The sequence below is a fragment of the Paenibacillus sp. J22P15 genome, assembly GCF_056269345.1.
The window spans coordinates 142442-163683 of the sequence record NZ_JBWDNT010000007.1 but is presented as its reverse complement, the minus strand read 5'-3'; the positions used below and the strand labels follow the sequence as shown (position 1 = coordinate 163683).

Genomic DNA, 21242 nt, shown 5'->3' with positions numbered 1-21242 from the left:
AGCTTGCTATGAACGAAAGAAACAGCATGTCCAGTTCATAATCCTGGAGACGCCGTTTTTTCTGTTCAAAGTCTAATTCACACGATCTGCCGCGGTGTACAGCTGCTTAACCGCTTCAAGCACCTGCTCCGCATGCCCCTTTACTTTCACTTTGCGCCATTCTTGGACAAGCCTGCCTGCTGCATCGATTAGAAATGTCGATCTTACGAGCCCCATATACTCTCTGCCGTAAAGCTTCTTTAATTGCCACACACCGTACAGTTTACATACTTCATGCTCCGTATCGGCTAGCAATAGAAAAGGAAGCTCCTTCTTCTCAATAAAACGTTGATGGGATTTAACCGTATCAAGACTGATTCCCAAAATAACCGTGTTCAACTCCAGCATTTCTGCATTTGCATCACGAAAATCACAGGATTCCTGTATACAAGCGGTCGTCATATCCTTTGGATAAAAATAGATGATTACATTTTGCCCGCGGTATTGGTTAAGTGATACGCTCTCTCCGTTTGACGCCGGCAATACGAAATCCGGCGCCATCTCTCCTGCTTGAAGCTGTGTCATCCTTTGTCCTCCGTTAACATTTCATCATTTTCACGTACTTCTAGAATGGAGTATCTATGAGCCTGCTCCACGATATCGCTTTACCCCATGGTTCCACAGTAATAGCCCTAACGTGAATACGATTATTCCCATAACAGGCGTCAGAAGCGCAAGTTGTGAGAGATCATCCGCTTTCTTTTCAAGAAAATAAGAAGCAGGAATGACGCCTACAAATGCAAAAGGCAGCAGCCATGTTAATACGAAACGAATCATTTTATTATAGATATTAACCGGATACCGGCCATAGTTTTGAATATTGTACATCAGCGGCACAATTCCTGTCGGTGCGTCCGAATAGAAGGAAATTGCACTGAGAGCTGTGTACAGTCCTGCATAAATCAGTACTGCTCCTAGTATGAAAAGCAACAGGACAAGTATATCAAGCACTTGGAAAGGTAAACCGAGTTGTGTCCAGCAGAGTGCCATAATAATGGCACCTACAAAGGAACCGATCAGTGAAGGCGGATCTACATTTTCGAGAAGCACCTGAAAAAGACTATGCGCTGGACGCGTAAGAACGCGGTCCATCTCGCCTTTCACAATGTAACGCTCACTGAAATTCCAAATGCTGAAGAAAGTGCTGAACACGCCGTAAGGGATCATGAAGAAACCATAAACGAATACAACCTCTGCCTCTGACCAGCCGCCTAGCGATGGCGTATGTTGGAACACAATTAGTATAAATATCAGATTCATCACTTGGAACAATAAGTCGGACAGCACCTCAACCCAGAAGTCTGCCCGGTAGGTAAGCCTTGTTTTTGCGTAATTTTTAATGTATTCCCAGAACAATGATGCGTATAACATGTTTTTTATCCCCCTTGCACGAACAGCCGCTTGCGAGCAGCGCGCCACGTCAGCCAAATTGGCAACAACAACCCAACAAACCATAACACTTGAATACCAAACACCTGCAGTACTTCACTGCTCGGCGTCCTCCCTGTAAATACGGAGCTTGGCAAATAAGTAATGGCTTGGAACGGCAGCCACTGCATAATAGCAGACAGCCATCCTGGGAAAAACGCAATCGGCACGACTACGCCTGAGAACAAATCAACCATTACTCGTTTCATCCGCATCATGCCTTCATTATTCTCAACGAAGAAGGCGAATAAGCCGGTCAAAATGTTAATTTGTGAATTGATAAGAAAACTAAAGAAGAGCATGACTAAATAGATAAGCCACGTCATTGGATCTGTCGGCAGTTGAACCGGGAATATAAGACATACGATGATCATACCTGGCACCATGAACAGCAGCATTCGGAAGAGACCCTCGCCGAAGCCCTGCATCATTTTTACGAGTAAATAGGAATAGGGTCTAATAAGCTGCACTGCTACGCTGCCATCCCTTATTTCATTCGCAATCTCGCGATCCAGATTGTTAAAGTAGAAGGCGCGCGCCATCCACGATACAGCAACGTAGGTTGTCATTTGAGTTACCGTAAAACCAGCCAACGTCTCCTGGTCTCCATAAATCGCTTGCCATAGAAAATAATAAGCACCAATGTTAATGGCATAAATAATGATACCGCTATAATAATTAACACGGTACGCAAGCATCATAATAAATCGGATTCGAATAAAATCGATATAAGCGCTCATCATGACTGAACCGTCTCCTTGGAGGTTGAAGCTGAGCCGGAAGAGTAGATGCTGCGAACGATATCATCAGTGTTTGTTTCGATGATTTTGATATCGCGAATTTCCACACCGCCAACAACACAGGATAGCGCATCCGAGACATTAACCGCATGAGGCAGCCACATTTTTGCGTTCAATTCATTTTCCATCGTCCACGATACATCAAGAGTGCTCGTTAACTGCTGCAGCTTGGCAAGCGGAGTATGGCCTGCAAATTGAAACTGAATTTCACGTCCTTTGCTCCAGCGGCTCTTCAAATCCTCCAATCCGCCATCGTAAATAATGCGTCCATCATCAAGCATAATTACGCGTGAGCATAACGCTTCTATATCTTGCAAGTCATGTGTCGTCAACAGGATTGTCGTCCCCTGCTCCTTGTTCATTTGCATGAGAAAATCACGAATTTCTGTCTTCACGACGATATCCAGACCAATCGTCGGCTCATCAAGAAATAGAATGGATGGATTGTGAAGCAGCGAAGCCACCAGCTCACAGCGCATCCGCTGTCCAAGGCTCAACTTCCGAACAGGACGATTAAGCAAATCGCCAAGCTGAAGCCGTTCAACAAGCTCATTTAGTCGTTTACGGAAATCCGTCTCCGATACCCGGTATACTTTGCGCAGCAGCTGAAATGACTCGATTACACCAATATCCCACCACAGCTGAGAGCGCTGTCCGAAGACCACGCCAATACCATTCACAAACTTTTCTCGATCCTTAAACGGAACATATCCGTTCACCTTGAGCTCACCTGAGGTAGGTACCAAAATACCCGTAAGCATTTTGATCGTTGTCGACTTTCCTGCCCCGTTCTCGCCGATATATCCGCATATTTCTCCTTGCGGAATTTGAAAGGAAATATCTTTAACCGCTGTTACCTCGTTGTACTCGCGTTTGAACAAGTCCTTGAGGGCGCCGGATAATCCTTCACGATTTTTTTGCACGCTAAATTGCTTTCGTAAATCCTTGACATCGATTGCTAACATCTAGTTGTTATAACCCCTTCCACTTCGACATTTCCTAGGAAATACCGATTTTTATTTACTTAAAACGATAAAACTTGCTTCTGCATGTCGTTCAGCTTTATAATTTTATGATATGTAATCATACATTAGTTCACGCCTAGCGTAAACGACTGTACCTGCCTCGTGCAGCGCAGGTTTTGTTCGATTATTATATATAAGGTGTAATTAAAGCTGATACGCAAACGTTCTTATGTTACTAATGTACAACGCTCCGCTAACCTTCATTATGGAAGCGGACCATTCGCCGTGCCTTCTTTACCATGCTTACATTGAAATTTACCCTCATTAATCCAAAACGATTCCGCAACATCTGAAAGGAGCTCGTCTAACGAAATGCCTAGAGAGACGAACAAAGAGACGAATAAAGAGATAAATAATGAGATGGATAAAGTGAGAATTAAGAAGAAAAGATGGAAGTGGATATATATAAGCCTCTCTGTCATTCTTGGTACAGCAGCAGCGTTTATCATTTATTGGAGCGTTGGCGTATACAGTGCGCTTGATAAATTCAGTGATCCAGAAGCAACAAAAACGCCTGTCGAGGGTGTTGAAGCAACACCGGTTCCTATTCCAGAATGGGAAGGCAAGGAACGTGTTAATATTTTGCTGCTTGGCGGTGACGCTCGCGGTGTAGATGAAGGTCAGATGGCTCGTTCAGACTCCATACTAGTCGCTTCCTTTGATCCCGTTACTAAGAAGGCGCATCTGTTCTCCGTACTTCGTGACACTTACGTTAAGATAGAGGGACATGGCAAAGGCAGAATTAATACAGCAATAACTTTAGGGGAATATCCGCTTGCTATGAAAACCGTTGGAGATCTGCTTGGTCTCGACATTCAATATTATGTATATACCGACTTTGAAGGCTTTAAGAGTCTGATTGATGCGATGGGCGGCATAAACTTTGAAGTCGAGAAAGATATGCACTACACCGATAATGCAGACGGCAATCGCTACGATATCGATCTGAAGAAGGGCTACCAGCTGCTTGACGGCGATAAAGCTCTTCAATACGTTCGTTTCCGTCACGATGCGATGAGCGATTTCACAAGAACTGAACGTCAGAGAAATTTCCTGCAGGCGGTATCCAAAGAGCTTCAGTCGACTTGGAACATTGTCCAAATGAAAAAAATTCTTGAGAGCGTTCAACCGTATGTGAAAACGAACATTAGCGTGCCGGATATGCTGAAGCTCGGTCAACTTGGCGTAAAAAGCCACGTAGCGAGCACAACGCAAGTGCCTCCGATGGATCTCATCGCAGAAGATCGCGTTGGCGGCGCATCCGTTATTGGAATTCGCGATGAAGACGAGCTGCGCTCCTTCGTGCAAACGACGCTGCAGGAAGACAACACGGTGCCAGAGCCTACTGAATCGCCAAGCAATGCGCCTAGCAGCAATACACCGTAGTAACTTACATGTACACGCAACGGCGCTTCAAGTTGCGTGTATTTTGTTTCTATTTCATTACAACTACGATTCCAATTGGAGGACGCTTACTATGACAAATCAACGACCAAATTCCGAAAGACTTTATGAAGAAGCGCTGCAGCATATTGTCGGCGGCGTCAACAGCCCCTCAAGATCCTACAAAGGAGTAGGCGGCGGTGCACCGGTGTTCATGAAACGCGGTGAAGGCGCTTATTTCTGGGATGTTGACGATAACCGCTACATCGACTACTTGGCTGCTTACGGTCCTATTATAACCGGACATGCTCATCCGCATATTACTGAAGCTATCATTCGCGCAGCACAAAACGGTGTGCTTTACGGAGCGCCTACGGAGCTTGAAATTAAGCTTGCTCGCATGCTCAAAGAAGCCATTCCTTCACTCGACAAGGTGCGCTTCGTCAATTCCGGCACCGAGGCAGTCATGACTACTATTCGTGTGGCACGCGCCTATACTAAGAAAACTAAGATCATTAAATTCGCTGGCTGCTATCATGGACATTCGGATCTTGTGCTCGTTGCAGCCGGCTCAGGACCATCCACGCTCGGCATTCCAGACAGCGCTGGCGTTCCTTCCAGTATCGCAAGCGAAGTCATTACCGTTCCATTTAACGATCTGCCTGCACTGAAAGAGGCCTTGGATCGCTGGGGCCACGAGACTGCCGCGGTTATGGTTGAGCCCATTGTCGGCAACTTTGGTATGGTTATGCCGCATGAAGGCTTCCTAGAAGGTCTCTGCAAGCTTACTCGCGACGCTGGGGCGCTTGTTATATACGATGAGGTTATCAGCGCTTTCCGCTTCCACTACGGAGCAGCTCAGACGTATGCTGCGTTCCCTGATCACCAAGCGATTGAACCAGACTTAACGGCGCTCGGCAAAATCATCGGCGGCGGCATGCCGATCGGCGCTTACGGCGGACGCCGCGAAATTATGGAGCAAGTTGCACCACTCGGACCTGCTTATCAAGCGGGTACGATGGCAGGCAATCCTGCCTCCATCTCAGCCGGCATCGCATGCCTCGAGCTGCTGCAGGAGCCAGGCATCTACGATCGAATGAACGCTCTTGCTACGAAGCTGGCAACAGGCTTGTATGCTGCTGCTAAGCAAAATGGCATCCCGCTCACGATCAACCAAATTCGCGGCTCGTTCTCTGCGCATTTCTGCGATCATAAGGTTACGAACTACGATGAAGCACAAGATACAGACGGCGAGCTGTTCGGCAGATTCTTCAAGCTTATGCTCGAGCAAGGCATCAACCTTGCACCATCCAAATATGAAGCTTGGTTCTTCACAACAGCTCATACAGAGGCTGACATTGATGAGACAATTAAAGCCATTAATAACGCATTCGCTAAGTTGTAAAGCGGAAGAATTCAACTCCTTTTAATAAAGAATGAGGGTGTCCTAGGTTGCCATTTGGCGATAGGGATACCCTCATTCTTTTGATTTAAATATATTTATATTTTCTATTTTCTTCAGCATTTTATTTTTGTTTTTTCAACAACAGCAAGCGGTCGTCAGTTTGTGACGGAGTACCGCGACCATCCGTATTGTTCGTGATAACATAAATACGTCCATCCTTTATTTTCACATCACGAAGCCGACCTTCGCCTTCAAATATGACAACCATCTCTTTCGTTGCTGGATCAAAACGATACAGCGCCCCGCCCATCAAGGTGGCAATCAGCATTCGATTGTGCTCATCAATCGTCGCTCCAGAGGGAGCGATGACTGCTTCTCCTGTATGATAAATAGGCGTTATCATACCATCGCTTTTTGCATCCCCATAGATTTTGGTCCAGCCGTAATTGCCGCCCGCTTCAATTCGATTAATCTCATCGTGTCCACCAGGGCTTCCGGATGGTCCATGCTCCGTATTGAACATCTGGCCTTCACTGTTCCATACAAGACCTTGCGGATTGCGATGTCCATACGAGTAAACATAGGAGCCGGGAAAAGGATTATCCTTAGGCACTTCGCCATCTAGCGTCATTCGTAATATTTTACCTGCTAAACTGTTAAGATCCTGAGCCAGCTCCCGCTGCTGAGCGTCGCCTGTTGTCACATAAAGCAGCTTGTCAGGCCCAAATGCCATCCGTCCGCCATCGTGGTTGGCAGCACCCGGAATGCCTTCGAGTAATACTCTCACCTCGTCCCATCTCTCGCCAGTTTGCTTAATAACAACCACCCTATTCATGGTGCTGCCGTTATCTTCGTAGGTATGATAAACATAAGCCTCTCTAGACTGAGCAAAATCTGGTGCTAACAAGAAGCCTAAGAAGCCTCCCTCTCCACGATCGTGTACACTTTTGAGCAGATGAACCGATTGACGAGTCATCGTACCGCCATCAACCTTCACTACATTTCCTTCGCGTTCACTAATATAAACAATATCTTCATCAAACGTAATAACCCATGGTACACGAAGCTCTTGTGCAAGAACCGTGTAGGCTTCATCGTCAACTTCTGGCGTCTCCGTAATTGTATCGCTCGTCTCTGTTTGTTTCGGTCTATCGGTCGATCTATCGGTCGCTGCATCAGTCGATGCCGGTCGCTCGGATGTTTCACTTGGCTCACATGCAGCCAGCATGCCTACGCATACTAGCGTCATAACCATTGCACTCATTCTCTTCCTTGCTAGCATTAGTCATTCACTCCTTCAAATGATTACGAGTGATTCGTTGTCATATCAAAAGAAAAGGACAGCCGGCATGCGAGCGTCGCAGTAAGCTGTCCTTCGAGTTTATTCGTTTGCTTCCGCTTCGGCAAGCGCCGCGATTAGCTCATCCTGAATGTATCCGTTCGACGCAACGACGTTGCGAACGCCCAGACTGTAAGGCTTGCCAAATGTATCACTTACAACACCGCCCGACTCCTGCACAAGCAGTGAGCCTGCCGCCAAATCCCAGCTGCTAAGCCCGATCTCCCAAAATCCGCTTAAGCGTCCGGCAGCGACATAAGCCATATGCATGGCAGCGGAGCCTGCAATACGCAGGTTGCGAACCTGCGGGGCTACAGCCTGAATGCCTTTCAGATTCAATGGAAGCGCATAATGATGATCCGCAGGAAGTCCCGTGGCAACCAAGCTGCCACGCAGAGTATCGTCCTTTGATACTTGCATCCGTTTACCATGGACGTAAGCTCCCTTGCCTTTTTCCGCGACAAACAGCTCATCCTTCATCGGATCATACACAACACCAACGATGACCTCGCCGTTATGTGCCAGTGCAATGGATACGCAGAAAAACGGAAACCCGTGTACGAAGTTTGTCGTTCCATCAATTGGATCAACGATCCATAAATATTCTGCATCACGAATGTTCTCAAGCGCGCGGGTTGAAGCTTCCGGCCCTGGCTCTACGCCCTCCTCACCCAAAAACGAATGATGAGGAAAATGTGTCATCACTAAATTTTTTATTAAACGCTCTGAGCCTTTATCTATTTCTGTAACAAGATCATGCGAGGAATACTTTATATCAAGGCTTGCGTAATTACCAAGCTTCGTCTTAATCCATTCTCCTGCTTTCGACGCACAGTTGATTGCGACTGCAGTAAAGCTTTTACCGCCAACGACGGAAGCATTGTTCTGATCACTCACGATTCATCACTCTTCCCTCTATGTAAATTCGCGTCCAATAAACCCATGTTATGGATTAATACGTATAAAACCATAATCAGGTTTCACATATGACTACTCCAACCATATCAAAATGAACGCAAGCCTTCAATGATTAATTGTCCCGCAAGCAGAAGTAAAGTTACTCTAAGCAGCCATAACAAGCCCTTGCCGCTCATTTTCACAGCAATCGCCGCCCCCGCCTTTCCGCCAATCCAGGCGCCAGGCACTAGAGCAAGCACCAGCAGCCAGTCTGTTTCACCCAAATAGACATGCATACCGCTTCCCAGTATCGAAGATAAAAATATTACGAACATAGAAGTTGCTGTCGCCATATGCGGAGGAAAACGAAATAACAGTACCATTAGCGGTACAAAAAGCGAACCGCCTCCGATTCCGAACAAACCCGACATTAGACCAACACCAAAACCGATTGCTAACGCCGGAACAATTCCATAGCTATATGTATGTACTTCACCTGATGAGTCAGTTAATGTCCTGACAATTGGCCATTGTTTAGTAAACGGTTTCATATGGTCTCGTGCAATCAATAACGCTGCCATCAGAAGCATGAAAATACCAAAAACAAGCTGGAACACACCCGCAGGAAGTTTGCCCGTCAGAGCGGAGCCAATCATAGCGGCAGGACCGCTCGTCACAAAAAATATCCAGCCGCTGCGAAAATCGACGATTTTGCGTTTGGCATAGCTAAGTGTGGAAGCAAGTGCCGTAACTACTAACACCGTTAACGATATGCCAACTGCTGTTGCATGTTCAATTGCTTCACCCGATAGTGTAGGACCTAAGAGCATGAGCATAGGTACGATAATAATTCCGCCGCCAAGCCCTACAATACTGCCGAACATCGCTGCAACAACACCAAGCAGTACAAGAAGTATCCATTCCATCACGAATCACCTTTTCAGTAAGCTATTGATGCGACTATATGAATGCCTCCAGCATATAATAACACCGCCAAGGCAAGCCTTGACGGTGTTATTATACTGCTACACAGGTTCAGCAGTTATTTCTATGCGGCCGCCATCTAACACCTTGACGCCTTCAACGCTTGTTTCCATATGCCTCAAGTCTTCAATAAGTTTCATTAAAGCCTCATCCTTGCTCTTAGCTTCGAGCATACAATCCAAGTACTCGGTGCATCTAGCGGCTTTGCGAAAAAACTGTACAAGCGGCTCCGCCTCCACAAAATCTGCATGACCACGCGGATCAGATTGACTTTTGGGGCTGGAAGCATGAATTTTGGGAGGAAGCTGGCTAGTATTAGGTAAACTCAGCCGCTCACGCTCCTTGTCCCAGGTTCGCACAATTCGCGGCCATAAGCTGTTATACAATTCATTATCATCAATATCACCAGTATTAACGGCATGATGATGGATATCAAGCACCATGGGTACCTCTACTTGCTCGGCTGCCTCGAGAGTCTCCCTAACATTAAACGTTTTATCGTCATTTTCGAGCGTAACTCGATGTTTTAAACGAGGAGACAAGGCGCCAAACTGGCGAACAAACCGTTCACCAGCTACGACCTTGTCACCGTATGCCCCGCCGATATGTATATTGCACTTCGCCGCCTCATCCAGCCCCATTGCCTCTAACATTCGGACATGATTAAGCAAATCCAGCTCAGATTTCGCGAGCACCTCAGGCCTTGGCGTACTGAATACACAGAAATGATCCGGATGAAAGGACACCCTTATCCCATGCTTCTGAACAAACTCGCCAACTTCTTGAAAGGCAGGAGCTAATGCTGAGAAGGGATCCCAATCTGAAAACTCCTCATGTGTAGCCAGTGGAATGAGCTTCGATGAGAATCGATACATTTGAATGTCGCTAGCTTTGCTATGCTTCAAAATACGCAGTGAGTTCTTCAGATTTTCTTCCGCTAATCTTTCCAGCTTCCGAATTCCCGCCTCACGATCACCCAGCTTCGAGAAATTCGCGAACGTCATCGTTTTCGAAGGTGATGCATTTGTTAGCTGCAAGCTCATTGCGACAAAGCCTAATCTAACGATCATCGACTAGGCCCTTTCTCCAAAAAACATTTCAAAAGCAAGCGCCGTTTGAACTCTAGATTCTTCCTCAGTTAGCTTTCTCACGAGCTCCATCTCCACTTGTGTCACTTCCTCGCCTTGAAAATTAATTTCAGCGATGGAAGCTAAGATGCGAACAATCGCAATCGCTTCATTGGCAGGAGTATATGCAATCACCTTCTGGCCAGTCGGAAATACGCGAAAGCCGCTCTTGACCATTTTGCCCCGACCATACTCCAACAATTCATAAAGCTCTTGTTCAGACTTAAATTTGCAGACAGAATTAAACTCAGTTGCAAAACCCATATTGTTTCCCTCCTTTCAGTGAAATTTCTACCTGGCCTTCAAAGGGATTTAATACCAAACCTTAAAGGAGTTTACTACCAAACCTTCAAAGGCTTTTAACACCAACCTTTAAGGCTTTTCGAACCCACCCAAACCCTCCCTTCCAAGGGAGGGCCCCAAGGGTTGCACCCTCTGGACTCCCGCAACTGGACTAACTTGGGAGATAATACGTTGTCTGCATGCTGCGTCTGCGGTGGATCGCTTTCGTCCCTGCGGGACACGCTTTACTTTTCAGACTTACTTACTTACTTACTTACTTACTTACTTACTTACTTAAACACTTTCGAACCCACCCAAACCCTCCCTTCCAAGGGAGGGCCCCAAGGGTTGCACCCTCTGGACTCCCGCAACTGGACTAACTTGAGAGATAATACGTTGTCTGCATGCTGCGTTTGCGGTGGATCGCTTTCGTCCCTGCGGGACACGCTTTACTTCTTAAGTGGGACTAGGGACTAGTTAGACTAGTTGCTTTAAGCTTGTCCAATAAAAGAAGGAAAAAAGATCTCTTATCAGCTTACTTTGGAAAAAACCAAAATAACTAATAAAAGAGCTTTTTCCCACGATTCATTTTATTTAAGTAGGTTGATTAGTTCGATTATGATGCGTCGCCAGTAAAGTCGATCCGTTGTTTCTCAGCGTGGCGCGAAAGAGCTAATGCGATTAATGTGTCTAATAATTCTTTATATGGAATGCCTGTTTCCTTCCACATCAGCGGATACATACTGAACGGTGTGAAACCAGGCAATGTGTTGACTTCGTTAATAAATAGCTGGTTATCGCTTTTGCGAAGGAAAAAATCTACGCGAGACAGACCCGATCCATCAATGGATTGGAATGCTCGAACCGCCATCTCACGAACGGACTCTGTGATTTCTGGCGACAAATGTGCGGGAATTTGCATCGTCGATTTTCCGTCAATGTACTTGGCTTTGTAGTCGTAGAACTCGTTAGACGGTGCGATTTCACCAGGTAAGGATGCTTTGGCATCATCATTGCCAAGTACGCTCACTTCGATCTCGCGTGCATCTACGAACTCTTCTACGATGACCTTACGGTCAAAACGGAATGCATAATTAACGGCAGCAATAAGCTCTTCACGATTTTTGGCTTTGGACACGCCTACACTGGAACCAAGGTTGGCTGGCTTGATAAAGCAAGGATAGCCGAGCGCGACCTCGCACTCCATAATGAAGTAGGATGCATCTCTCTCCCATTGCGTCCGGTTGAAGTAGCGGAATACGCATTGCGGCAAGCCTTCTTGGGCAAACACTTTTTTCATAAGAATCTTGTCCATCCCAACGGCAGAAGCGAGAACGCCCGCTCCAACGTAAGGAATGTTCGCCATTTCGAACAGCCCTTGAATGGTACCGTCCTCACCGAATGTTCCATGGAGCAAAGGAAAGATAACGTCAACACGCGACTCTTCGTCAGCATTATCCTCTCCTGCGTTCAAGCCTGCGAACAACGGAGCCAGTGCGAAGCCGGTTTGCTCAGCCCCGCCTGTTGCATGGCGCAGCTCTTCCACGCTGCTTGGACGACCATGCAGTACAGCTCCTGTTTTCCATTCGCCTTGTTTCGTAATATAGAAAGGTTTGATTTCATATTTGTTGTAGTCAAACTCCCCCATTACTGCGTAAGCGGTTTGCAGAGAGACCTCATGCTCTCCCGATTTCCCCCCGTATACTAAACCTACTTTAACCTTGCTCCCCATGGCATATCCTCCGGTACAATAATTTATAATTGATCTGCAATATGAAAAAAACGATATTTCGTTTGTTCCGTCCATGCATAGGAATCACGATAATCCCAATAACGATGCCTGCTGGAAACGGTATTCGCATTCACTAACGGCATACCGAACGAGTCAAAGGCAGTTACGATGGTGCTGTGTTGAAAACGATGATCACCATTCCAATCATACGTAATGACATCGCCAAGCTGCAGCTCTTCGGCAGATTGTACAATCTCTGCGCGCAAGCCCGAAGACTTGGAGCTGGTCAAATAATTGGTGATTGCATTGGATACCGCCCAGCTGTAGCTCCACCACTCGCTGCCCTTATTTCGGCCTTTATACCACCAGCCCGTTTCTCTCTTACCAGTATAGTTCATCGGGGCATTGCCTGCAAAGATGCACTGCGACACATAGTTGGTACAATTCACCTCAAATAGTTCATACGCTGGATTCCCTTCATTCCACCAACGATCCGCATATGCAGCAACCAAATCTCTCCTGTAACGAATACCCGATGGTCGGTGTTTGAATTGCTGTAATAGGTCATAATTTAAGTATGGTGTTGATGGCGACGATTGTCCGCCAAATGGCTCCGAATAGTCATCAACGGTCATCCAGTTGTCTACAGCTGTACCAAAGCGCGGTCTGCGCTCCGAAATAATCGGTTCGACTCGCATGACATTCCATGAATGGCCTGACAGACCTAGCCAAAGTCGCTCAAACTCTGATCTTTCTTCCATGTAAAATCGTCCCGACTGCTCCATCCTTCTTTTGATGTGGAGCCGTATAAGTACAGAAACTTCACTTGTCGACTCATTAACACGTATCAGCTCTGCTTTCGTTTCGCTCCCTGCTGGAAGCGCGCCTCTAAGCAAATCTCGCTCGCGAAGACGCTCCAGCCTGCACCTGAGACGGTCGCAATGATCGAGATCCGTTACGTAATCAGTCAACACGGAAGCATGCTGATTCGCTTCAGCTTGATTGTACAAGCTGATATAGCGATGAACTGCAGCTTTCCACCCTTGCAGCTTCTCTTGCTGCATATACGGATCGTAGTCAGAGGAACGGAGAAGTGAATTTAATTTTGAAGGCTGCTGTTTAACAGATTTCACTTCTACACTAGCCCTTTCCGTAGGATTCAGCATTTGATCGCCCGTCTCAGCATATCGCTCCGCTTGCAAACCGGAAGGCGACGGCTGCTTCTGGATAACATGTGTCGATGCTTTCTGTTGCGGCTTGCGCTGAGAAGCTATCGGTTTGGACGATGCTTGGTTACGCTTTTGACCCTGAGCGACCGGTCCCCGGTTACCTGTTCGCGGCATAGCAATCCCTCCTTGACCTTATCGTGAATGCAAGCTCTTTGCGAGATGAAATATAAGCCTATTGATAAGATTCATTCTTATCCGTACTTGTATTTCAAGCTAAACAGCCTTAACCTGCCGTAACGGCATGAGAACACCGCCAAGCTTTATCGATTTAAGATTAACGTTGATTAACTGCTTCATTATATGAGGCGATCTGCCGTTTCATGTAACATTCGTCGAGTTGGTTTTCAATGCCATTTACAAGCGTGTTCAGACATAATTGGACTTTACGTAAGGACTATTTTAACGATATACTATAGATATAGTAATTATGAAATTGTGTTTCATAGAATGAAACTCAGAGACTACAGTTAAAAGGAGAATGACGATGTCTACACAAAATCATTATTCAGTTCGTACAACGCTCGACGCTGGCGGCAAATCTTACGCTTATTACCGTCTAGGCGGACTTGAAGAGCAAGGTCTGGGCGATATTTCCAAGCTGCCTTTCTCCATCAAAGTATTGCTTGAGGCTGCTATTCGTCAATTTGACGGCCGCGCTATTACAACAGAACATGTAAAGCAGCTCGCTACATGGGCTGACGGACGCGAAGATAAAGAAATTCCTTTCATTCCTGCTCGTATCGTATTGCAGGATTTCACAGGCGTACCGGTTGTCGTTGACCTAGCTGCAATGCGCGACACTGTGAAAAAAGCAGGCGGAGACCCGAAAAAAATCAACCCGCTCGTACCAGTCGATCTTGTAATTGACCACTCGGTCATGGTTGACGCATTCGGTTCACCTGAAGCACTTGAATACAATACTAAAGTTGAATTTGAGCGTAACGAAGAGCGTTACCGTTTCCTTCGCTGGGCACAAACAGCATTCGATAACTTCCGCGCGGTTCCACCGGGTACAGGTATCGTTCACCAAGTTAACTTGGAGTACTTGGCATCCGTTGCAGCTACAAAAACAGTTGATGGCGAAACCGTCGTATTCCCTGATTCCCTCGTAGGTACGGATTCTCATACTACGATGATCAATGGTCTCGGCGTAGTTGGCTGGGGCGTTGGCGGTATCGAGGCTGAAGCGGGTATGCTTGGCCAACCGCTATACTTCGTAATGCCTGAAGTTATCGGCTTTAAATTGACAGGCAAGCTGGCAGAAGGCTCTACAGCGACTGACCTTGCGCTTACTGTTACTCAAATTTTGCGTAAAAAAGGCGTAGTTGGTAAGTTTGTTGAGTTCTTCGGCCCAGGCTTGTCGAACATCAGTCTTGCTGACCGTGCAACTGTTGCCAACATGGCACCGGAATACGGCGCAACAATCGGCTTCTTCCCTGTTGATACAGAAACACTTAGCTACCTTCGTCAAACTGGCCGCTCTGAAGACCTTATTGATCTTGTTGGCTCTTATTACAAAGCACAAGACATGTTCCGTACAGATGAGACTCCGGATCCTGTATTCACCGACGTAGTTGAGCTTGACCTTTCGACAATCGTTCCATCCCTTGCAGGTCCGAAGCGTCCACAGGATCGCGTAGAACTTACTGCAATGAAGGAATCCTTCAATAACATCATCCGTACGCCGATCGACAAAGGCGGTTACGGCCTGACCGATGAGAAGATCGAGCAATTCGTTACTGTTAATCACAATGACGGTCAAGTAAGCCAAATGGGCACTGGTGCAGTCGTGATTGCAGCTATTACTAGCTGTACGAACACTTCTAACCCAAGCGTAATGGTTGGCGCTGGACTTGTTGCTAAGAAAGCAGTAGCACTTGGACTTAAGAAGCCTGCTTACGTAAAAAGCTCCCTAACGCCGGGCTCGCTCGTCGTAACAGAATATTTGACAAAAGCAAACCTAATCGAGCCGCTTGAAGCGCTTGGCTTCCACGTTGCTGGTTATGGCTGCGCGACTTGTATCGGTAACTCCGGTCCGCTTCCAGAAGAAGTTAGCAAAGCAATCAGCGACAATGACATGACTGTTTCTGCAGTACTTTCTGGTAACCGTAACTTTGAAGGCCGTGTTCACGCACAAGTAAAAGCGAACTACTTGGCTTCACCGCCGCTTGTTATCGCTTATGCGCTTGCTGGAACGACTAACATCGATTTGACAACTGATCCAATTGGTTTCACTGAAGACAACAAGCCTGTATATCTGAAAGATATCTGGCCAACGTCGCAAGAAATCAACGACGCGATGACAGCTGCGCTTAACCCGCAAATGTTCCGTGACAAATACGAGAACGTATTTACACAAAATGAGCGTTGGAATGCGATTTCGGTACCTAAGGGCGAAAGCTACGAGTGGGATGCAAAATCAACTTACATCCAAAACCCGCCGTTCTTCGAAAACCTAAGCTCCGAGCTTTCCGATATTAAAGATATCCCTGCTGCAAGCGTACTAGCGCTTATGGGCGATTCCGTAACAACGGATCATATCTCTCCAGCTGGTAATATCACTGTTAACAGCCCAGGCGGTCAATACTTGATCGAAAACGGCGTAAAACGCGAAGACTTCAACTCATACGGCTCACGTCGTGGTAACCATGAAGTAATGATGCGCGGTACGTTTGCGAACATTCGTATTCGTAACCAAGTCGCTCCTGGCACAGAAGGCGGCGTAACGACTTACCTTCCAACAGACGAAGTAATGTCGATCTACGATGCATCGATGAAATATCAAAACGAAGGCAAAAACCTTGTTGTTCTTGCTGGTAAAGAATACGGTACTGGTAGCTCGCGTGACTGGGCTGCAAAAGGTACATTCCTACTAGGTGTTAAAGCAGTTATCGCTGAAAGCTTCGAGCGTATTCATCGCTCCAATCTGGTTGGTATGGGTGTATTGCCACTCCAATTCCCAGAAGGTCAAGGCTGGAAGACACTTAACATCACAGGCCGTGAAACATTTGACATCGTTGGCTTGTCTAACGACGTTACACCAGGTGCTCAAGTTACTGTTACAGCTACTCGCGAAGACGGTACGACATTTGATTTCCCTGCAATTGTGCGTCTTGACTCGGTAGTTGATGTTGATTACTATCGCAATGGCGGTATCCTTCAAACGGTACTTCGTCAAATGATCGCTAACATGTAATAAATGCGCTTCTTGCGCAGCATCAAAAAAGAGCTTTGCCGATCCGTCGGCAAAGCTCTTTTTTCATTTTTTGGTTAATGAACGAACCTACGGCTAATAGTGTGGAGACACGCCCCTCTCTGGAGAAGCAACCATGGATACCACATTCTATACAATCATCGTACCCATCCGTTTGGCCGACTCCATCATAACGGGTGCGTAATCCCTCATCGTTTCCATCGTCAACCTGCTCGCAGGGCCAGATACGGATAATGCAGCTGTCAGCTTCCCCGTCCTGTTAAAAATAGGCGCAGACAAAGCTGCCGCTCCCGTCTCTCGTTCCTCAAAGCTGGTTGCATATCCCTGCAAGCAGATCTCTTCCAGCTGCTGCTTGTATTGATCCAAGTCAACGGAATACAGCCATGCCGGATCTCCAAAAATGCTTTCCTGTACAATCGGATCTGAATAAGCAATAAGTACCTTGCTCGATGCTCCTGCATAAAGCGGCAGCCTAACGCCGACAGGCGCTACACGCCTAACCGGCTGATTGCTCTGCACAGCTTGCATCCGAATCCGCTCAGAGCCGTCTCTTACGTATATGCTAACGGTCTCGCCTAGCTGGTCGCGTAAACGCTCCATCTCAGGCAGCCATATTGTTGCTTGATCATCTGAACGTGATAAATTGGCCGACAGCTCCCACATTTTGAGTCCCAAGTGGTATCGGTCTGTCGAGCGGTCACGCTCAATGAAGCCTTTCTCTTCGAGTGTGGCGAGCATCCGGTGTACCGTGCTTTTGTGCAGACCAACCTGCTCGGCAATTTCTGTCATCGCCAAGTCCGTTTTTGAAATAAAGCAAAGCAATATATCAAGCGCTCGGTCCACTGCCCGAACCGTTGATTTCCCATCTTCCATGCAGCCACAGCTCCCTCTCAAAAAGTTTCATGCAATGAAACTAATTCTCATCTAGTATAACTCATCACTTCCATTAACGTAAAGAAAGTTTGATTACATTACAGTAATATTACAACTAATTAACATTACCTCGACATCAATTGACAGGCTTATAGGACCGGACTACGATGAAAGTACTATAAAATAAAAAGCGCTTACATCATCCGGATATATGAGTCTAATGGACGGTTACTAACAGAGGGAGGACAACGACATGAGCACGACTATAATGACACCATTGCCACTTGAAGGAAGATTTCCGCAAAACCTTCATCCCTTCCCACTGGGAGATTCTGATCAGCTTTCGCAGCAGCGCAAAACAAAAAGCCGCAGCAAGCATTTGCTTGTCGCTTCCATTGCTTCTCTTACAGCAATGTGCCTCATTGCTGTCATTATATTTCATGGCTATGTCGCTTGGATGCTGGCTTATCCTTATGTGGCTCCACTATCATCCAATCCGCAAGCGGCTATCGGCCTTGACTACGAGGATGTCATTTTCCCGAGTAAAAGCGGAAATACGACGGTTAGCGGCTGGTTCATCCCCGCAAATACCGATAAGAGCGAGCTGGCTCCTTCCACAAGAACTGTTGTTTTCAGCCATGGATATGGCGCTAATCGCGAGGAATCCTGGGTACCGATGTACGAGCTCTCCAAGCTGCTGCACGGTTTAAACTATAATATATTGTTGTTTGACTACGGCTATGCATCGAAGGAATATAAAGCTCCGGCCACAGGCGGCCTTGAGGAGTCGCAGCAGCTGCTTGCTGCAGTTGATTATGCTAAATCACGCGGGGCTGAGGATATCGTCGTCTGGGGCTTCTCAATGGGTGCAGGAACGGCACTACAAGCAGGACTTCAAACCGATGAAATTGATGCGATGATACTCGACAGCTTATTCATCCCAAGTCCTGAGGCGCTATTTGATAATTTAAATCAATTCGTTACATTGCCGCAATTCTCTTTGCCGCTTATTGAATCCATGATTCCACTTTGGACAGGCACAAGCTTCGGTTCTATTCCGGCAAGTGAGGTAATATCGAACGGTTACGATATCCCATTATTTATTATTCACGGTACTAACGACGTGAAAGCACCGCACCAGACAGCCGAAGCCATTGCTGAGCGGCAAGGAAATGTTCTCTCTCGTTCATGGATTGTTCAAGAGGGCAAGCATGAGCTGCTGTTTCAAGTCCATCCGAGTGAATATATTCAGAGAGCTGCTCTTTTCCTGAGCCAAGTCGATCAACAGCTCCAAGCAGAACGAGCATAATAAATAAGCACGACATAAGCCCGCATAGCAACGAATACATCTAACATAGATGCACTTGTTGCGGCAAAAGGAGGCGATGGTCGTGCTTTTTGTTTATGGAACGCTCATGCCCGTTCGCGTCATGGAATTAGTTAGACACTGGAAGCTGCAGGAGAAAGAGCATGCGGCTGTTATTTTGCAGGCAGCTCCTGAGATGGAACGCCAGTATGTTCAGCTTCTCCAAGCTTGGGAACCGGTTTTTTCAAATACCGCACAATATACGAATCAATGGCTGGATGAATGGCTTCCCTATCCGTCGCGTATACCTGCATACATGGAACAAACGATTGAAGCGGTTGTCGAGGCTTCACTCGTGCAATCGCGCACGTATGTTGATCAGCTCACACAGCTGATTGAGCGTACAGCTTCGATTTCTTCCGATGTGACCAAATCCGTCATTTCACATGCGATTCGTGAATCAAACTATTATATCGGCTTAATAAGCTCATATCGCCAATCCATGCCCAGTTCAGGCATTAGTCAGTATCGAGCGATAGTCCCGCAAGTACACCAAGTGCCAATCGGTGGACATACACTGCCTCCCCTGCCATATCCGTATGATGCTCTTGAACCCTATATCGATGAACAAACGATGCGAATCCACCATGATTTTCATCACCAATCCTACGTAGATGGTTTAAATAAAGCTGAAATGCAGTTAAAGAGCGCGCGCGAAACCAACCATTTCGATCTCGTTAAGCATTGGGAGCGAGAGCTCGCTTATAACGGTGCCGGCCACTATTTACATACACTGTTCTGGAGCATCATGTCGCCTTACGGAGGGGGGGAGGCGATCGGCTTCCTTAGCCATCAAATCCGAAGTGATTTTGGCAGCTTCACAGCGTTTATGAACCAATTCAGTGAAGCCGCCGCGAAGGTCGAGGGGAGCGGTTGGACGATTCTAGTTTGGAGTCCGCGCAGCCGTCGACTTGAAATATTAACTGCCGAGAAACATCAGAATCTATCGCAATGGGATGTTATTCCTCTACTTGTACTCGACGTATGGGAGCATGCCTATTATTTAAAGCACCAAAACAGGCGGCCTGAGTACGTTAAGGGGTGGTGGAATGTAGTCAATTGGCCCTTCGTTAATAAACGGTTCGAGGAAGCTCGTAAGCTCGTATGGGTGCCTTTCTAAAATAAGTATAAAAAAAGCCCGATAGGAGCTCTGCTCCAGTCGGACTTTCAATATACATCAACTATAATTTCAACAAAGTCAGAAACTCTGAGCGAAGTGCTGCATTGCTGCGGAAATCGCCTCTCACGGCAGAGGTAACTGTCATGCTGCCAGGCTTCTTCACGCCGCGTGAGCACATACACAAGTGCTCGCCTTCCACGACGACCATAACGCCATGCGGCTGCAGCTCTTCCGTAAGAATATCGGCAATTTGCGATGTAATTCGCTCCTGCACTTGCAGGCGGCGGGTAACTGCCTCTACGAGCCTAGCAAGCTTGCTGAGCCCTGCGATTTTGCCGCTAGGAATGTAGCCAATATGCGCTTTCCCGAAAAACGGAGCCATATGATGCTCACACTGACTGTAATAGACAATATCTTTTACGATGACAAGCTCTTCATGCTGCTCATCGAACGTAACACCCAATACTTCACGAGGATCAACCTCGTAACCGGCAAATATCTCTTCATACATCCGAGTTACACGAGCAGGCGTTTCTAGTAAACCTTCACGATCTACATCTTCACCAACAAGCTTCAATATTTCTCTTACGTGATGTTCAATTTGCTCCCGGTTGCTCGAAACACTCGAATTGACGTAATCTTTCTTTCCCGCCATTTCTGAACTCTCCTTCCGGTCCCCTCGCGCATTTGTTTATCTGCGAGGCATCTTTTGATTTTTCATCATGTGCTGCGCTTTTTGCATTTGTTGTTTATTCAGATTGTAGCCCATTTGCTTAGCCATCTTCTGAATCATTTCAGGATCATTTTGCATTTTTTCAAGCTGCTTCCGCAGATAGAATACGCCGACAAAAAAGCCCCCTACAGCTCCTGCTATTAAAGTAACGATTGGTACTACAATGTTAACCCAAGACATACCTTTCACCTGACCCTTTCTAAATCTCCAGCTGTGTATAATGTTCCCATGATAGCATGTTCACCTCGTGTTCGCAATGAACATAC

Annotated in this window: 19 protein-coding genes; 5 read left to right on the top strand and 14 right to left on the bottom strand. The window is 46.7% G+C overall.

Going from position 1 to position 21242, the window contains the following annotated elements; translation table 11 throughout:
* Positions 1–72 precede the first annotated feature (72 nt).
* Genes bcp through AC0YN6_RS17015 form a run of 4 tightly spaced genes read right to left on the bottom strand, consistent with a single transcriptional unit; the run spans position 73 to position 3232 of the window.
* Positions 73–564 (bottom strand): thioredoxin-dependent thiol peroxidase, encoded by a 492-nt coding sequence (gene bcp, locus AC0YN6_RS17030; protein ID WP_475748250.1) that lies wholly within the window; start codon positions 562–564, stop codon positions 73–75.
* A 54-nt stretch (positions 565–618) separates the two neighbouring features.
* On the bottom strand, positions 619–1410 hold the full coding sequence (locus AC0YN6_RS17025; RefSeq protein WP_475748249.1) for an ABC transporter permease: 792 nt from the start codon (positions 1408–1410) through the stop codon (positions 619–621).
* A gap of 5 nt (positions 1411–1415) precedes the next feature.
* Positions 1416–2210 (bottom strand): ABC transporter permease, encoded by a 795-nt coding sequence (locus AC0YN6_RS17020; RefSeq protein WP_475748248.1) that lies wholly within the window; start codon positions 2208–2210, stop codon positions 1416–1418.
* A complete protein-coding gene (locus AC0YN6_RS17015) occupies positions 2207–3232 on the bottom strand; it encodes an ABC transporter ATP-binding protein (protein ID WP_475748247.1) in 1026 nt (341 codons plus the stop codon). Before AC0YN6_RS17015 ends, AC0YN6_RS17020 begins: the two co-directional genes overlap by 4 nt.
* A 372-nt stretch (positions 3233–3604) precedes the next feature.
* On the opposite strand from AC0YN6_RS17015, the gene AC0YN6_RS17010 reads away from it, so the two are divergent.
* Together AC0YN6_RS17010 and AC0YN6_RS17005 are read left to right on the top strand one after the other, a co-directional pair.
* The gene (locus AC0YN6_RS17010; protein ID WP_475748246.1) at positions 3605–4678 is read left to right on the top strand and encodes an LCP family protein; all 1074 of its coding nucleotides are present in this window, start codon (positions 3605–3607) and stop codon (positions 4676–4678) included.
* Positions 4679–4769: 91 nt separating this feature from the next.
* Positions 4770–6080, top strand: a complete 1311-nt coding sequence (locus AC0YN6_RS17005) for a glutamate-1-semialdehyde 2,1-aminomutase (protein ID WP_475748245.1) — start codon at positions 4770–4772, stop codon at positions 6078–6080.
* 121 nt (positions 6081–6201) lie between these two features.
* On the opposite strand, the gene AC0YN6_RS17000 is transcribed toward AC0YN6_RS17005, so the two are convergent.
* The 7 genes from AC0YN6_RS17000 to AC0YN6_RS16970 all read right to left on the bottom strand — a co-directional run bounded on the left by AC0YN6_RS17000 (position 6202) and on the right by AC0YN6_RS16970 (position 13784).
* Positions 6202–7362, bottom strand: a complete 1161-nt coding sequence (locus AC0YN6_RS17000) for a PQQ-dependent sugar dehydrogenase (RefSeq protein WP_475748244.1) — start codon at positions 7360–7362, stop codon at positions 6202–6204.
* Between the two features lie 99 nt (positions 7363–7461).
* Positions 7462–8316: an inositol monophosphatase family protein gene (locus tag AC0YN6_RS16995; protein ID WP_475748243.1), complete on the bottom strand. Its 855-nt coding sequence runs from the start codon at positions 8314–8316 to the stop codon at positions 7462–7464.
* A 107-nt stretch (positions 8317–8423) separates the two neighbouring features.
* Positions 8424–9242 (bottom strand): sulfite exporter TauE/SafE family protein, encoded by an 819-nt coding sequence (locus AC0YN6_RS16990; protein WP_475748242.1) that lies wholly within the window; start codon positions 9240–9242, stop codon positions 8424–8426.
* A 99-nt stretch (positions 9243–9341) separates the two neighbouring features.
* The gene (gene uvsE / locus AC0YN6_RS16985) at positions 9342–10370 is read right to left on the bottom strand and encodes a UV DNA damage repair endonuclease UvsE (protein WP_475748241.1); all 1029 of its coding nucleotides are present in this window, start codon (positions 10368–10370) and stop codon (positions 9342–9344) included.
* Between the two features lie 3 nt (positions 10371–10373).
* Complete coding sequence (locus AC0YN6_RS16980; RefSeq protein WP_475748240.1) at positions 10374–10691, bottom strand: hypothetical protein; 318 nt, start codon at positions 10689–10691, stop codon at positions 10374–10376.
* A 634-nt stretch (positions 10692–11325) separates the two neighbouring features.
* Entirely contained in the window at positions 11326–12441 is a 1116-nt protein-coding gene (locus AC0YN6_RS16975) for a D-alanine--D-alanine ligase (RefSeq protein ID WP_475748239.1), read from the bottom strand.
* Positions 12442–12464: 23 nt separating this feature from the next.
* Complete coding sequence (locus tag AC0YN6_RS16970; protein ID WP_475748238.1) at positions 12465–13784, bottom strand: amidase domain-containing protein; 1320 nt, start codon at positions 13782–13784, stop codon at positions 12465–12467.
* 370 nt (positions 13785–14154) lie between these two features.
* Here AC0YN6_RS16970 and acnA point away from each other — a divergent pair, with 370 nt between their 5' ends.
* Complete coding sequence (acnA, locus tag AC0YN6_RS16965; RefSeq protein WP_475748237.1) at positions 14155–16866, top strand: aconitate hydratase AcnA; 2712 nt, start codon at positions 14155–14157, stop codon at positions 16864–16866.
* 147 nt (positions 16867–17013) lie between these two features.
* On the opposite strand, the gene AC0YN6_RS16960 is transcribed toward acnA, so the two are convergent.
* A complete protein-coding gene (locus AC0YN6_RS16960) occupies positions 17014–17757 on the bottom strand; it encodes an IclR family transcriptional regulator (RefSeq protein ID WP_475748236.1) in 744 nt (247 codons plus the stop codon).
* Positions 17758–18010: 253 nt separating this feature from the next.
* On the opposite strand from AC0YN6_RS16960, the gene AC0YN6_RS16955 reads away from it, so the two are divergent.
* Both AC0YN6_RS16955 and AC0YN6_RS16950 read left to right on the top strand, forming a co-directional pair.
* Positions 18011–19066, top strand: a complete 1056-nt coding sequence (locus AC0YN6_RS16955; RefSeq protein ID WP_475748235.1) for an alpha/beta hydrolase — start codon at positions 18011–18013, stop codon at positions 19064–19066.
* A gap of 82 nt (positions 19067–19148) precedes the next feature.
* A complete protein-coding gene (locus tag AC0YN6_RS16950) occupies positions 19149–20243 on the top strand; it encodes a Fe-Mn family superoxide dismutase (protein ID WP_475748234.1) in 1095 nt (364 codons plus the stop codon).
* Between the two features lie 61 nt (positions 20244–20304).
* Here the strand turns inward: AC0YN6_RS16950 and folE are convergent, their stop codons facing one another.
* Together folE and AC0YN6_RS16940 are read right to left on the bottom strand one after the other, a co-directional pair.
* The gene (gene folE / locus AC0YN6_RS16945) at positions 20305–20898 is read right to left on the bottom strand and encodes a GTP cyclohydrolase I FolE (RefSeq protein ID WP_475748233.1); all 594 of its coding nucleotides are present in this window, start codon (positions 20896–20898) and stop codon (positions 20305–20307) included.
* Between the two features lie 36 nt (positions 20899–20934).
* Positions 20935–21156: a YneF family protein gene (locus AC0YN6_RS16940; protein WP_053372732.1), complete on the bottom strand. Its 222-nt coding sequence runs from the start codon at positions 21154–21156 to the stop codon at positions 20935–20937.
* Positions 21157–21242 lie beyond the last annotated feature (86 nt).

What these genes read in the sequence shown, in the direction of transcription:
- AC0YN6_RS16975 (WP_475748239.1), bottom strand. Translation starts at nt 12,441, where the DNA reads ATGGGGAGCAAGGTTAAAGTAGGTTTAGTATACGGGGGGAAATCGGGA.
- AC0YN6_RS17025 (WP_475748249.1), bottom strand. Translation starts at nt 1,410, where the DNA reads ATGTTATACGCATCATTGTTCTGGGAATACATTAAAAATTACGCAAAA.
- AC0YN6_RS16980 (WP_475748240.1), bottom strand. Translation starts at nt 10,691, where the DNA reads ATGGGTTTTGCAACTGAGTTTAATTCTGTCTGCAAATTTAAGTCTGAA.
- AC0YN6_RS16955 (WP_475748235.1), top strand. Translation starts at nt 18,011, where the DNA reads ATGAGCACGACTATAATGACACCATTGCCACTTGAAGGAAGATTTCCG.
- AC0YN6_RS16970 (WP_475748238.1), bottom strand. Translation starts at nt 13,784, where the DNA reads ATGCCGCGAACAGGTAACCGGGGACCGGTCGCTCAGGGTCAAAAGCGT.
- AC0YN6_RS16940 (WP_053372732.1), bottom strand. Translation starts at nt 21,156, where the DNA reads ATGTCTTGGGTTAACATTGTAGTACCAATCGTTACTTTAATAGCAGGA.
- folE (WP_475748233.1), bottom strand. Translation starts at nt 20,898, where the DNA reads ATGGCGGGAAAGAAAGATTACGTCAATTCGAGTGTTTCGAGCAACCGG.
- AC0YN6_RS17005 (WP_475748245.1), top strand. Translation starts at nt 4,770, where the DNA reads ATGACAAATCAACGACCAAATTCCGAAAGACTTTATGAAGAAGCGCTG.
- uvsE (WP_475748241.1), bottom strand. Translation starts at nt 10,370, where the DNA reads ATGATCGTTAGATTAGGCTTTGTCGCAATGAGCTTGCAGCTAACAAAT.
- AC0YN6_RS17000 (WP_475748244.1), bottom strand. Translation starts at nt 7,362, where the DNA reads ATGCTAGCAAGGAAGAGAATGAGTGCAATGGTTATGACGCTAGTATGC.
- AC0YN6_RS16990 (WP_475748242.1), bottom strand. Translation starts at nt 9,242, where the DNA reads ATGGAATGGATACTTCTTGTACTGCTTGGTGTTGTTGCAGCGATGTTC.
- AC0YN6_RS17010 (WP_475748246.1), top strand. Translation starts at nt 3,605, where the DNA reads ATGCCTAGAGAGACGAACAAAGAGACGAATAAAGAGATAAATAATGAG.
- acnA (WP_475748237.1), top strand. Translation starts at nt 14,155, where the DNA reads ATGTCTACACAAAATCATTATTCAGTTCGTACAACGCTCGACGCTGGC.
- AC0YN6_RS17015 (WP_475748247.1), bottom strand. Translation starts at nt 3,232, where the DNA reads ATGTTAGCAATCGATGTCAAGGATTTACGAAAGCAATTTAGCGTGCAA.
- AC0YN6_RS16960 (WP_475748236.1), bottom strand. Translation starts at nt 17,757, where the DNA reads ATGGAAGATGGGAAATCAACGGTTCGGGCAGTGGACCGAGCGCTTGAT.
- bcp (WP_475748250.1), bottom strand. Translation starts at nt 564, where the DNA reads ATGACACAGCTTCAAGCAGGAGAGATGGCGCCGGATTTCGTATTGCCG.
- AC0YN6_RS17020 (WP_475748248.1), bottom strand. Translation starts at nt 2,210, where the DNA reads ATGATGAGCGCTTATATCGATTTTATTCGAATCCGATTTATTATGATG.